15 protein-coding genes are annotated in these 12,870 nt (G+C 60.6%); 6 read left to right on the top strand and 9 right to left on the bottom strand.

Annotation, left to right across the window (positions count from 1 at the left end; genetic code table 11):
* Positions 1-16: 16 nt before the first annotated feature.
* The 3 genes from ACX3OW_RS07765 to ACX3OW_RS07755 all read right to left on the bottom strand — a co-directional run bounded on the left by ACX3OW_RS07765 (position 17) and on the right by ACX3OW_RS07755 (position 3,475).
* Positions 17-883 carry a DMT family transporter gene (locus tag ACX3OW_RS07765; protein WP_459095185.1) on the bottom strand — a complete coding sequence of 289 codons (867 nt, stop codon included), beginning with the start codon at positions 881-883 and terminating at the stop codon, positions 17-19.
* Between the two features lie 144 nt (positions 884-1,027).
* Positions 1,028-2,332 carry a replication-associated recombination protein A gene (locus tag ACX3OW_RS07760; protein WP_459095184.1) on the bottom strand — a complete coding sequence of 435 codons (1,305 nt, stop codon included), beginning with the start codon at positions 2,330-2,332 and terminating at the stop codon, positions 1,028-1,030.
* Positions 2,333-2,581: 249 nt separating this feature from the next.
* Entirely contained in the window at positions 2,582-3,475 is an 894-nt protein-coding gene (locus ACX3OW_RS07755) for a LysR family transcriptional regulator (protein ID WP_459095183.1), read from the bottom strand.
* Positions 3,476-3,707: 232 nt separating this feature from the next.
* Between ACX3OW_RS07755 and ACX3OW_RS07750 the strand changes: the two genes are divergently transcribed.
* The 4 genes from ACX3OW_RS07750 to ACX3OW_RS07735 are packed head-to-tail and all read left to right on the top strand — an operon-like array spanning position 3,708 to position 6,289.
* Positions 3,708-4,103: a (R)-mandelonitrile lyase gene (locus ACX3OW_RS07750; RefSeq protein ID WP_459095182.1), complete on the top strand. Its 396-nt coding sequence runs from the start codon at positions 3,708-3,710 to the stop codon at positions 4,101-4,103.
* Positions 4,104-4,143: 40 nt separating this feature from the next.
* Entirely contained in the window at positions 4,144-5,028 is an 885-nt protein-coding gene (locus tag ACX3OW_RS07745; protein ID WP_459095181.1) for an aldo/keto reductase, read from the top strand.
* An 11-nt stretch (positions 5,029-5,039) separates the two neighbouring features.
* The gene (locus ACX3OW_RS07740; RefSeq protein ID WP_459095180.1) at positions 5,040-6,020 is read left to right on the top strand and encodes an aldo/keto reductase; all 981 of its coding nucleotides are present in this window, start codon (positions 5,040-5,042) and stop codon (positions 6,018-6,020) included.
* A 50-nt stretch (positions 6,021-6,070) separates the two neighbouring features.
* Positions 6,071-6,289 carry a hypothetical protein gene (locus tag ACX3OW_RS07735; RefSeq protein WP_459095179.1) on the top strand — a complete coding sequence of 73 codons (219 nt, stop codon included), beginning with the start codon at positions 6,071-6,073 and terminating at the stop codon, positions 6,287-6,289.
* 30 nt (positions 6,290-6,319) lie between these two features.
* On the opposite strand, the gene arsH is transcribed toward ACX3OW_RS07735, so the two are convergent.
* The 5 genes from arsH to ACX3OW_RS07710 form a co-directional block, all read right to left on the bottom strand.
* Positions 6,320-7,063 (bottom strand): arsenical resistance protein ArsH, encoded by a 744-nt coding sequence (arsH, locus tag ACX3OW_RS07730; protein WP_459095472.1) that lies wholly within the window; start codon positions 7,061-7,063, stop codon positions 6,320-6,322.
* A complete protein-coding gene (arsC, locus tag ACX3OW_RS07725) occupies positions 7,020-7,442 on the bottom strand; it encodes an arsenate reductase (glutaredoxin) (RefSeq protein ID WP_459095178.1) in 423 nt (140 codons plus the stop codon). The genes arsH and arsC overlap by 44 nt, the downstream gene beginning before the upstream one ends.
* A complete protein-coding gene (arsB, locus tag ACX3OW_RS07720) occupies positions 7,439-8,500 on the bottom strand; it encodes an ACR3 family arsenite efflux transporter (protein WP_459095177.1) in 1,062 nt (353 codons plus the stop codon). The genes arsC and arsB overlap by 4 nt, the downstream gene beginning before the upstream one ends.
* 167 nt (positions 8,501-8,667) lie before the next feature.
* Positions 8,668-9,024 (bottom strand): ArsR/SmtB family transcription factor, encoded by a 357-nt coding sequence (locus ACX3OW_RS07715; protein ID WP_459095471.1) that lies wholly within the window; start codon positions 9,022-9,024, stop codon positions 8,668-8,670.
* A 103-nt stretch (positions 9,025-9,127) separates the two neighbouring features.
* Complete coding sequence (locus ACX3OW_RS07710; RefSeq protein ID WP_459095176.1) at positions 9,128-10,537, bottom strand: pyridoxal phosphate-dependent decarboxylase family protein; 1,410 nt, start codon at positions 10,535-10,537, stop codon at positions 9,128-9,130.
* A 456-nt stretch (positions 10,538-10,993) separates the two neighbouring features.
* On the opposite strand from ACX3OW_RS07710, the gene ACX3OW_RS07705 reads away from it, so the two are divergent.
* Positions 10,994-11,659 carry a DUF6538 domain-containing protein gene (locus ACX3OW_RS07705; RefSeq protein ID WP_459095175.1) on the top strand — a complete coding sequence of 222 codons (666 nt, stop codon included), beginning with the start codon at positions 10,994-10,996 and terminating at the stop codon, positions 11,657-11,659.
* Positions 11,660-11,705: 46 nt separating this feature from the next.
* Positions 11,706-12,392: a site-specific integrase gene (locus tag ACX3OW_RS07700; protein WP_459095174.1), complete on the top strand. Its 687-nt coding sequence runs from the start codon at positions 11,706-11,708 to the stop codon at positions 12,390-12,392.
* 184 nt (positions 12,393-12,576) lie between these two features.
* Here the strand turns inward: ACX3OW_RS07700 and ACX3OW_RS07695 are convergent, their stop codons facing one another.
* On the bottom strand, positions 12,577-12,807 hold the full coding sequence (locus ACX3OW_RS07695) for a hypothetical protein (protein ID WP_459095173.1): 231 nt from the start codon (positions 12,805-12,807) through the stop codon (positions 12,577-12,579).
* Between the last annotated feature and the right edge of the window lie 63 nt (positions 12,808-12,870).

Here is a 12,870-nt window from a genome sequence, read left to right as displayed (position 1 = left end):
CATCGGTAGGTCGGCATCATGCTGCGCCGGTCTGTGGTGTCTTGGATTTTCGCCAGTTCGCAGCGAGCAGGGCCAGCGCGACACCGCCGAGAATACCCGCCGACGCAACCAGCAGACGACCCGTCAGCGGTTCCCCGATGAACAGCACGCCCCCTGCCGCCGCAATGGCGGGAACCGTCAACTGAATGAATGCAGCACTGGTGCGGGTCATGCTCGGCAGCACGCTGTACCAAATGGCATAGCCCAAGCCGGAGGCAATCGCCCCAGAAGCGACCGCATAGGCCAGCCCTGGCGCGCTGCTGGTGTGTGCAAGATCAGCAGTTGCCACCAGCAGCAGAGCAATCGGCAGGCAGCGGATGAAATTTCCGGCGGTATCAGCTAGCGGCGCACGCGATCCCTGCCCTAGCAAGGAATATGCCGCCCAGGACAATCCTGCGGCGGCCATCAATGCCGTGCCGAGCAGTGGCGGCGCCACCAGGCCCGGCGCCACGAGAAATACCAGCGCCGCAAAGGCAACGCCGAAGCCGAGCCACTCCAATAGCCCTGGCCGGTCCCCTTTCACGATGGCCCATGCCAGCATGCCGATCTGCACGCTGGCGAACAGGATGAGGGCACCGGTTCCGGCTCCCAGCATGAGGTAAGCGATGGAGAAGGCCAGCGCGTAGCCAAACAAGGCCGCGGCCCCTCGCCAACTGCCACTGATTGCGATCCTGGCGCCGCCATTCCCGCGCCTGCGAAAATAGAGGATCGCGATCAAAGTCAGGGCTCCCGACACGATCCGCACACCGGTATAGCCGGTGGCGTTCATGTCCCCCGCGCCCAGCGCCAGCCTTGCCAACACGGAATTGGCCGAAAAAGCGAGCAGCGCAACCGTCGCGAGCACAGGGACTCTCAACGCAATATCCTTTGTCCCGGATCGGAAATCGAGCATAGCCCCGTTATAGGACAACCACTAGCCGCTCCAGAGTTTGGACAAGGATGTGTCCATCATCGTAGACTCGAGGCTTGTTGGTCCAACCCCAAGCCGTCATTTCCCGTCCCGTTGGGGCTGCGCCTGGCCGGTAACGCTCTGCCAATAGTCATCGGCACGTTTCTCGAAGGTGGCGGCCCCGCGCGCGTCGCTTTGATACAGCGCCCCGCGCGGGAGCGGGGAATAGATCTGTTCCACCCAGCCGCGCGGGTCATCATGCGGCAGCTGATATCCCACATGGCCGAGCGCTTCTGCCCCCTTGTAATGGGTATCGCGCAAATGCATCGGCACCGCGACTGGCGGCTGACCAGCAACGAATTGCAAGGCGGTCATGATGCCCCGGCAGGCCGACGCCGACTTGGGTGCCCGCGCCACATGCAGCGCGGCATGGGCCAGCACGATCTGCGCCTCCGGATAGCCGATTTTCTCCACCGCCTGCGCCGCCGCCACGGCCGTCTGCAGTGCGGTATTGTCGGCGAGCCCGACATCCTCGGAGGCGTGGATCATGATCCGTCGGGCGATATAGCGCGGATCCTCGCCGCCATGGATCAACCGCGCCAGCCAGTACAGCGTCGCGTCCGGGTCGGACCCACGCATGGATTTGACGAAGGCCGAAACCACATCGTAATGCGCATCGCCCGACCGGTCGTGATTGATCGGCGCCGCCGCGTAGACCTCATCGAGCATGGCGTCGGTGACCGTAACGGCCCCAGCATCATGTCCAACCGCCAAGCTTTCGAGCGCGGTCAAGGCGCGTCTGGCATCGCCGCCCGAGCGGCCGGCAATCAGACGGACCTGCGCCGGCGTCAGCTCGATCGCCATGGCCTCGGCCCGCAAATAATCGATGCCGCGCCGAACGACCTGCTCCATGTCCTCAATGCTGAGCGGCTCAAGTTTGAGAATGGTCGAGCGCGAAACCAGCGCCGGCGTCAGCACGTGATAGGGATTGCCGGTGGTCGCGCCGATGAAATCGGCGGTGCCGTCCTCGCACAGCGCCAGCAGGTCATCGGTCTGCGTCGCCGAAAACCGCTGCACCTCGTCAACGAAAATCAGCAGCGGGGTCATCCGCGCTTCATCGGCCAGCCGCCGAATATCGGACACCCCCGCCCGCGTGGCGTTGAGCGGCCGAAAGCTCTTGCCCAGCATGTTGCCCACCGCGCGCGCAATGGAAGTCTTCCCAATGCCCGGGGGGCCATAAAGGATGACACTGCCCAACGCCCCCGCCACGATCCGGCGGCGCAGGATCGAGCCCGGCGCCACCACTCCCGGCTGCCCAACAACATCATCCAGCGTTGCAGGCCGCAAGGCCGCCGCAAGTGGCGCCCGCCCGGGACGCGCCCCGCTATCGAAGAGGTCGTTCATTCAGTGCCTCGAACCATAATTTTGCTTAGAGATGATACCCTGATGGATCAGTTCCGGCCACTGAGCGCGCATGTCGATGGGGCAATCTAGGCCGTGCCGCTACGGCTCATACCCGGCTTCCCTGATGGCCGCCAGATCGGGCGCGCACCTGCTGCTGCGCCTCCGACCGTATGTCGCTACGAGCAAAAACCATCAATCAAGGTCAATTGCGCAGCGTTGCGAGGTGGCCTACGCGTGTCTCCGCGGCCTCTATGGGCGATAGCGCAGCGCTTCAACTAGCCTGGCAAAGGCAGGCGAGGTCTGGCGCCGGCTTGGATAATAGAGGTGGTAGCCGTCAAATGTCGGCATCCAGTTCTCAAGCACCTGAACCAGTTGGCCGGTTTTGAGATAAGGCGCCGCAATGTTCTCGGGAACACACCCCAGGCCCGCTCCGGCGAGGGCTGCCGACAGGATATGGCTACTGCTGCTGAACGTCAGCTGACCCTCCACCCTGGCATTGATGCGCCGCCCCGCTTGTTCAAACTCCCAGGCGTAATGGCCGCCGTGTGTTGGCAGGCGAAGGTTGATGCAAACCTGCTCGGTCAGATCATCCGGCGTTTCCGGCCGCTGCCGGCCGTCAAAATATACCGGTGAAGCGACCACGGCCATACGCCAGTCGGGCCCGATGCGCACCGCCACCATATCCTTAGCCAGCTGTTCGCCCAGGCGCACGCCGGCGTCATAGCGCTGGGCTACAATATCGACAAAACCGTTCTCCGCGATGATCTCCAGCTGGATATCGGGATAGGCTTGCGTGAAGCCCTGCAACCTCGGCCAGAGCACAGCATTGATGGCATGTTCGCCAGCACTCAGCCGGATCGTGCCAGCCGGTTTGTCACGGAATTCGCTGACCATCGCGAGCGCCGCATCGACCTCTCGAAAGCGTGGCTCGACCGTTGCGAGTAACCGCTCGCCAGCGTCGGTCGGCGACACGCTGCGGGTGGTGCGCGTCAGGAGCCGGACACCAAGACGCTTCTCCAGCCGGCTCAGGGCGTGACTCAGCGCCGATTGAGACACGCCAAGGCGCGCCGCGGCGCGGGTGAAGCTACGGTCCTGGGCGACGGCAATAAACACTATAAGATCGGCTACATTGTCGCGGTTCATTCATAAACGGCTACCATGAAGCGCTGATTTCGTCATCAACACTGCGCGCGATCACCGGGCGCGAAATTGATGTCCGCAGCAAATGCAGGATGATCCCAGCCGCATTCCCAAGCTCCGCACGTATCTTCGCCATCACCGCTCATGAATTTCATTCATAGGCTCAAGCAGGATGGCCCCACTAATCAGATGATTGAAACAGGCCTATCTACGCTTCGCAACAAGGAGAGCCGTCATGAAAATTCAGCGCGCAGGTTCCCAGCCCTCAGCCAAGGGGCCAGCCGACTGGTTTACCGGTGCAGTTCGGATCGATCCACTTTATGCGGTCGACGCGCCGAGCGTCATGGCTGGCAACACCGTCACCTTCGAGCCCGGTGCCCGCACCGCTTGGCACACCCATCCGCTCGGGCAGACTCTCATCATCACCGCCGGTCGCGGCCTTGTTCAAAAAGCCGATGGCCCGATTGAAACCGTGTTGCCCGGCGACGTGGTGCGTTTTGCGCCCAATGAAAAGCACTGGCACGGCGCCAGTGCCGAAACAGCGATGACCCATATTGCCATCCAGGAAGAACTGAACGGCAGGGCCGTCGAGTGGATGGAGCACGTGAGCGACCAACAGTACGGCCGCTGAGCCGGCCCCAGGCTTTGACCACAAACAGACGGTTTCCCTAATGACAAGCGTACCGAACTTGCAACTCAACAATGGCGTTCAGATACCCGCGCTTGGTCTGGGCGTGTTCCAGACGCCGCCAGACGAGACGACAGCAGCGGTCGAAGAGGCCCTGCGCGTCGGCTATCGCCATATCGACACGGCGGCCGCCTATGGCAATGAGCGTGAAGTGGGCGAAGGCATTCGTCGCTCGGGCATCCCGCGCGACCAGATTTTCATCGAGACCAAGATCTGGATCAATGATTATGGTTTTGACGAAACGCTGCACGGGTTCGAAAAGAGCAGCAAGAAACTGGGCATCGAGCAGCTCGATCTGCTGATCCTGCACCAGGCGCTACCTTCGGCTTTTGACAAGACCCTGGAGGCGTACCGCGCCCTCGAAAAGCTCCTGACCGATGGCAAAGTCCGCGCCATTGGCGTCAGCAATTTCATGCCCGAGCACATCGAGCGCTTGCTGGCCGAAACTGAAATCGTGCCGGCGGTCAACCAGATCGAAGTGCACCCTTACTTCCAGCAAGCCGAACTGCAACGCCTGCACCGGCGACATGGCATCCTGACTCAGGCCTGGTCGCCCATTGGCGGCATTACCTTCTATCGCGGCAACGGCAAGAGCTCGCTGGAAGATCCCACGATCGTCGCCATCGCAGAGGCGCATGACAAGTCGGCCGCGCAGGTCATGCTACGCTGGGGCTTGCAGCAGGGCCGCTCGGTGATCCCAAAATCGGTCAAGCCCGCTCGCATTGCCGAGAATTTCGATGTTTTCGACTTCGAACTGACTCTGGATCAGCTGGCAGCCATCGACAATTTGGAAACTGGCGCGCGGGGCGGGCCGGAACCCGACTTCATCACGCTCGACAATTTCAGCCGACCGATCCCGGAAGCATGAGGAGATACGACATGAAAAAAAGACAACTGGGCACCAGCGGATTGGAAGTTTCGGCCATCGGCCTTGGCTGCATGGGCCTGAGCTTCGGTTATGGCCCGGAGACAACCACTCAAGACGGCATCAAGCTAATCCGTGGGGCCTACGAACGCGGCGTCACCTTCTTCGACACGGCGGAGGTTTATGGTCCCTATAAGAACGAAGAACTGGTCGGCGAAGCGCTGGAGCCGTTCCGCGATCACGTGGTCATCGCCACCAAATTTGGTTTTGACACCGATGGAGGCGGCGCACCGGACAGCCGGCCCGAACGCATCCGGGCGGCGGTCGAGGGGTCGCTCAAACGCTTGCGGACGGACCGGATCGATCTGCTCTATCAGCACCGCGTCGACAAGAACGTGCCGATCGAGGATGTCGCCGGAACGGTCAAGGCATTGATCGCCGAAGGCAAGGTCAAGTTTTTCGGCATGTCGGAAGCTGGTGTCGCCAACATTCGACGCGCCCATGCGGTCCAGCCGGTCACGGCGCTGCAGAGCGAATATTCGATGCTCTGGCGCGAACCCGAAGAACAGATTCTTCCAGCACTGGAAGAGCTTGGCATTGGCTTCGTTCCGTTCAGCCCGCTCGGGAAGGGCTTTCTTACCGGCACGATCGATGCGAACACCCGTTTTGCCAAAAACGACTTCCGCAACACTGTGCCGCGTTTCACGGCGGAGAACCGAGCAGCCAATCAAGTCATGGTGGACACGATTACCCGTATCGCCGGGGAAAAACAGATCACGCCAGCCCAACTCGCGCTTGGCTGGGTGCTGGCTCAGAAGCCTTGGATCGCACCCATTCCCGGCACAACCAAGCTGCACCGCCTCGAGGAAAACATCGGCGCGGTAGACGTCGAGTTGTCAGCAGCAGACCTTGCCGCCATCGAGGAAGCCGTCTCCGGCATTACGGTCCAAGGCGATCGCTACTCGCCGCAGAACCAGGCCAGGATTGATCGATAAGTGCAGGGCTCAATCCGTCGTCGCCAAAGGTGCGGATTATCGAGGGCTACGTGCTCGATGCAGCCTCCCTCAAGGGCACCATGCAGAGGCAGGATGTGGTCTATGCCAATCTCGCGGGAGACATGAAGCGACAGGCCCACAGCAAAGCCGGCGACGCTCCGGGTGCTGCCGAGGCCGTCAGCCGGCATATCAGCGGTTCCGACCGCCACATCGTCGAACACATGCGCGCCACCCGACGTCACGCCGCGGCGTCCGACGGCAAAAACTAGCGTCCTGAGTGCAGCCGTCCAGCTCGTATCCTAGATCGACTTGAGGCCGACCCACTCCTCAAGTTTGCTGACCGCTTCTTTGCGCTCGCTGTAGCGGGAGGTCAGATAGCCAGATACGCCGCGATTGATCAGTGTGAACTTCACCAGCTCTTCCATGACGTCCACGACCCTATCGTAATACGATGACGGTTTCATGCGACCGTCCGTCTCGAATTCCTGGAACGCCTTTGCAACCGACGATTGGTTCGGGATCGTGACCATCCGCATCCAGCGCCCCAGGATACGCATCTGATTCACCGCGTTGAACGACTGCGACCCGCCCGAGACCTGCATGACCGCGAGCGTGCGCCCCTGGGTCGGGCGGATGGCGCCGCCTGGCAGCGGTATCCAGTCTATCTGCGCCTTTAGCACTGAACTCATGGCACCATGACGCTCTGGGCTCGTCCATACTTGGCCCTCTGACCACAACATGGCCGCCCGCAGCTCCTGTACCTTCGGGTGATCATCGGGGGCATCCCCTGGCAGCGGCAATCCGTTAGCGTGGAATATGCGCACCTCGGCACCGAACGCCTCCAGCAGGCGCTGCGCCTCGATGGTCAGCAGACGACTGTAGGAGCGTTCGCGCAGCGACCCGTAAAGCATCAGGATGCGGGGCTTGTGTTGCAGGACCGGGGTGGTCAGCTGGCCGAAATCAGGCACCTGGAAGGCATCGCCAATGACATTGGGGAGATCAGACAATGCGCTTCCTCTCGGCGTCGATGATGACCTCGCCATCCTCTTTGGTGAACGGCCCGATGTCAGGATTTTCAAGGATATCCAGCACCGCCTCGGAAGGTCTGCACAGACGGGTGCCGATCGGCGTTTCGACAAATGGGCGGTTGAGCAGGATGGGGTGCGCCTCAATGGCGTCTTGCAGCGCTTCGTCCGACAGGGAAACGTCGGCCAGACCGAGTTCGGCATATGGCGTATCCTTCTGCCGGATCGCCTCACGCAGCGACATGCCTGCGGCGGTGACCAGTTCGGTGATCCTGGCCCGTGACGGTGGCGACTTGAGGTATTCGATCACGATGGGCTCAACACCTGACTGTCGGATCATCGCTAAGGTGTTCCGCGAGGTGCCGCAGTCGGGATTGTGGTAAATGGTGACGGTCATTCCGCTGTCCTTGCTTTGGTGTTGCAGCGCACTGCGGCGCCGTTTTCGTACCAGCCCTTGCTGCGGTTCACGATCCAGACCACCGACAGCATCACCGGCACTTCGACCAGCACGCCCACGACCGTGGCCAGGGCGGCGCCGGAATTGAAACCGAACAGGGCGATGGCGGCGGCGACCGCGAGTTCGAAGAAATTCGAAGCGCCGATCAATGCGGACGGTCCAGCAACGCAATGCTGTTCGCCGGAAACGCGGTTGAGGACATAGGCCAGTCCCGAGTTGAAATAGACCTGGATCAGGATCGGCACGGCCAGAAGCAGGATGATCGTGGGCTGGGCAACGATCTGCTCACCCTGGAAGCCGAACAGCATCACCAATGTCAGCAGCAGGGACGCGATCGAGATCGGTTGCAGGATCGACAGCACCTGGTTCATAGCATCGATGCCGCCACTGGCGAGCAGCCAGCGCCGGTAAAGCTGTGCAACGATCACCGGAACGACAATGTAGAGTCCAACCGACAGCAGCAGCGTATCCCAGGGCACGGTGATGGCCGACAAGCCCAGCAACAGACCGACGATGGGAGCGAAGGCGATGACCATGATGGCATCGTTGAGCGCCACCTGGCTCAAGGTGAAATGGGGTTCCCCCTTCACCAGGTTCGACCAGACAAACACCATCGCGGTGCATGGCGCCGCGGCCAGGATGATGAGACCGGCGATATAGCTGTCGATCTGCACTTCCGGCAGCAGCGGTCGGAACAGCCAGCCAATGAAGAGCCAACCCAGCAGCGCCATCGAGAAGGGCTTAATGGCCCAGTTGATGAAGACGGTGACGCCGATGCCCCGCCAATAGGCGCCGACCTGGCCCAGGCTCATGAAATCGATCCGCACCAGCATGGGAATGACCATCAACCAGATGAGCACCGCCATGGGGATGTTGACCTGGGCGTACTCGAAGGAGCCGAGCCCCTGGAAGAATGCTGGAAAGACTTGGCCAGCAGCAATACCGACAACGATGCAGATCGCGACCCACAGGGTCAGATACCGTTCGAAAATGGACATGGGAAACCTAGATGGCCCGCAACAGCATGGTCGCCGTGGCGCAGATGGATGATGCTTGGTGGGTGCCAAGGATCGAAGAAGGCGCCGAGGCCCGGTCTGTGTGCACCAAACCGAGAGGCTCGAAGCTGCCCTGGCCCACGTGGTTGAGGACCGGCTCGCCGACACCGTCAGACATGGCTCGGTCCCTTCGGAGCACAGCACGGGGTGAATTCGGCTATCAAAGGCTCGCACAATTCCGGGCGACCGCCGCAGCAGTCTTGGACCAAAAAGCTCGCGATCTCCCGCACCCGATCAACGACAGCCCGGTAAACAATGGATCTGCTGTAGCGCTCAGACTCGATGAGCCCGGCACGGGTCAGGATGGCGAGATGCGTGGACATCGTGTTCTGTGGCACCTCCAGGCGCCGCGCGATTTCGCCAGCCGGCAGGCCTGCAGGTTCGTGTTCCATCAGAAGACGGAACGTGTCGAGGCGAGTGGCCTGGGACAGAGCGGCGAATACGTCGAGTGCTTGCTTTGATTCCATATATCGAGTTTTATCGATATTCAGGCTAATCGTCAACTCAGCTGACCCGCGCCTTTACCGCCCATTCCTGCAATAACTGGGATTGAGCGGCGGCAGACCGCCCTTATGCCCCGGTCCTCGTACTCCGATAGACCCGGAGGATCGCGGCCGCCGCCATTTGCGCTTCTTGGGCGGTCGTTTGGTAGTTGCTGACCGAGAGGCGCATTACCTGCCGGTCGCGCCAGACCGCGCCGCCCACAAAAATCGTGCCGTCTTGTTGCAGTGCCGCGATCGTCGCTCGGGTCAGCGCGTCGCCGGATTCGGGCGCCAAGTCGCTACCGAACTGCACGATGAGCTGGTTGAGCGTCACGTCGTTGACGACGGCAATGCCATCCTCATCCGAGATCGCATCGGCGATCAGCCGGGCTGATTGGCAGCATTGCTCGACCATGGCGGCAATGCCGTCGCGCCCAAGATGCTTGATTATCGCCCAGGTCGGAAAACCACGCGCCCGGCGCGACAGCTCGGGCACGTAGTGCGAGGGGTCGCGCTCGCCAGCTTCTACCAGCGGCAGATAGCTTGCCGAAATCGTCATGGCGCGGCGATGTGCCAACTCGTCCCGAACGATCGCAAAGCCGCTGTCGAACGGGGTTTGAAGCCATTTGTGCCCATCGGTCGCCCAGCTATCGGCCAGCTCGACGCCGGCGCTCAAGTGCCGGCGATGCGGCGTCGCCTGTGCCCAGAGCCCGAACGCGCCATCGACATGCACCCAGGCACCGTGCCGGTGGGCGAGCGGCACGATGGCCTCGAACGGATCGAACGCACCGGTATTGATCTGCCCGGCCTGAAGGATCACGATCACTGGCCCCTCGACCGCCGCGATGGCGCTGGCAAAGGCGTCCGGCAGCATTCGCCCCTGATCGTCGGTCGCGACCCGCACCACCCGATCATGGCCAAGGCCCAAAAACTGCAGCGCAGAAAACACCGTCGCATGGGCTTCGGCTCCGATCAGCACCGTAATCGGCGGCGCACCGAACAGCCCGTTGGCATCGGCGTCCCAACCGGCCTTGCTCAATACCGCGCCGCGTGCAGCGGCGAGACAAGTGAAATTGGCGACGGTGGCACCGGTCACAAACCCGACCGAGCACTCGGCGGGCAAGGCCAACAATTCCAGCAGCCATTGCGCCGCCACCGTCTCAACCGCCGCTGCGGCGGGGGACGCGGTGTGGTTGCCGGCATTCTGGCCCCAGGCGCTGGTGAGGAAATCGGCCGCGACGCCCACCGGATGGGAGCCCCCGATCACCCAACCGAAAAACCTCGGCCCGGTAGTGAGGTGCAGGCCAGGCTCGGCCTGCTCGGCCAGCGTTTCAAGCACGCTATTCATCGCGGTGCCGGAAAGGGGCAACGGCTCGGCGAAGGTCCTTGCGGATGCCGCAAAGTCCTGCTCTGGCCGTTGCAAACGCGTGCTTGCGCCATCGCGAAACCGCGCGGCGTGGCTGGCTGCGGATGCAAAGAGCGTTGCAATAATGGTCATTTCGTTCTCCTCTTTGGATCGAGCTCTCACGTCTCAGCGTTTACCCTTGCGCATGGCCTCGTTGAGCATGTCGCCCAGGCTCGCGATGTAGCGCCCCGAAAATTATTCGGGGGAGAGGTTTTTCTGGGCGGTGCGTAGATGGTCTCAACAGAAGCCAGCGCGATTGGTATGGCTTGAGCCTTTACGAAGGCCCTGCAGGATGACCATCCTGGACCCAAGGGTGCAACAAGGCCGAAAATGTCGGAGCGGCGGAAAACGCGGCGTTTTCAGGCTTGCAGGTAATTTAAGAAGTCGGATTTTGGAGCGGGTAGCGTGCTCCATTTTTCGCCTCGGGGATTACCGGTAACGCGCTGAAACCCTTGTGTTTATTGGATTTTCTGAAGTTTGAGGAGTTGAATAGCTAGTGCTTTTGGCCTACCATTTGGCATAGCATGTCACCTCATAAGGCCCGCCGCGATGGCTAATCCGAAAAGCAAAAGCGAAGTTGACCGTTACCTGACGCAACGGGCGGGCAATTATTATTATCAGCGAAAGGTTCCCGCTGTGGCGCGTGTCGTCGACATGCGTGGCGACAAGAAAACCGGGGTCTTTCGGACCTCCCTTAAAACCAACGACATAATAGTTGCTCGTAAAAAGCGCGACGAACTGGACTCTGCCGACGAGAGGCTTTGGGGAGCCCTGCTAGGCGGTAGCGATGCCAAGACCGCTATGCAGGCCCACGCCGCCGCCGTTCGGCTGTCTGAGGCCCTTGGCTTTGGATTTAAACCGTCAGAAGAGTTGGCCCGCGCCTCCACTGTCACAGAAATTGTTTCTCGCATCAAAGCGCTTGGCCCAGCAGAAACAGCTCCGGTCCATGTTGAGAAAGCCTTGCTTGGCAACGTGCCGAAACCAGCCTTTACCGTCAAAGCCGCCTATGAACTCTATGTCAAAAAGCTGGCCGCTGATGAGCTTGTAACGAAGAGCGAAAACCAGCGGCGCAAATGGATCAACGTCAAGCGCAGGGGCGTCGATCTGTTCATTGAAGTAGTGGGCAATCTCGACATGGAGTCGATTGACCATACCCACGGCCAAAAGCTTTGGGACTATTGGCAGGAACGCATATCGCCCACTGAGAAGGGTTAAGAGGCCAACTCATACGCCATCCTCTGGCAATCGCGATATCAGCACCATGCGGACGCTTTATGGGGCCTATTTCAAATACAACGGCCAGCGCGACCGACCCAATCCGTTTGCCGGTTTCAACTTCGATGAACGCGGGCCAAAGAGGAAACGGCCACCATTCTCGACCGAACATATAACCGGCGTCATCATGAAGCCGGGCGCATTGGCCGGAATGAACGAAGAGGCCAGGGGCATTCTCCTAGCCTCTATCGAGACAGGCTCACGCCCAAGCGAAATTGCCAATCTGATGCCGGGAGATATCCGGCTGGGGGACGCCGTACCGCATATCATTATTCAGCCCCGGCATGATCCTAATGATCCTCGTGAGGTAAAGACCGACACTTCCGAGCAGACCATTCCGCTAATCGGTATCGCGCTTGAGGTTTTCAAGAAATTCCCAAACGGTTTTCCGCGTTACCGGGACAAGGAAGAGGCGGCTTCCGCCGCCATCAACAAGTATCTGCGCGAGAATGAGCTTATGCCTAGCGGCAAGCACACCCTCTACGGTTTCAGGCATAGCTTGGAAGACCGTATGAAGTTGGCAGGCTTGGGCGACGATGTGCGCCGCATGCTGCTAGGTCACAAGGTCAACCGTGAAGCCTATGGGACCGATCCGCTGGAATGGAAACAAGCGGAATTGCTGAAAATCGCTCTTCCGCATGATCCGCTGATTGTGACGCTAGATCGGGCCTGAGCTTACTAAGACGGGCTTGGACCGATTGAGCGGCGCGTTCGCGCTTCTCTGCTAGCTCAAGTTCGTCTTCTAGCCGTTGCCAGAGGGGGGAGGTAGCCAGCGCCGCCGCCTGCCACTCCCCCGGCCTTCTCTATGGCCTGTGCTAGCCTGTCTAGACATGCCTCGATTTCGAGGCTGCTAGGCGTCATTCAGGCTTCGTCTCTTCGGTGGGTAGGCTGAAAAGAATGTAGTTTCGGTCGCGACGGCCAGTGTCGACAAAATACCGTTGCCAGCGTTGGGGGATTTTGTCAGCAATTGCCGCTGAAATCCAAAGTCCATCACGGTCATCAAATCCCGCTAGGCTAATGCCTTCCGCGAGAGCGTGAGAGTGACTAGGCTGCGCAACTGCGCGACGATTATCAAAATTATCTTGCATAGAAATGCTCCAATTAACGATTGATCATATTCGGCTCTCCATTTCTGATGGCCGGGTTCCTGT

It is taken from the genome of Devosia sp. A449 (genome assembly GCF_054489375.1).
The sequence above is the reverse complement of the archived record's forward strand: the minus strand, read 5'-3'. Positions and strand labels throughout refer to the sequence as shown.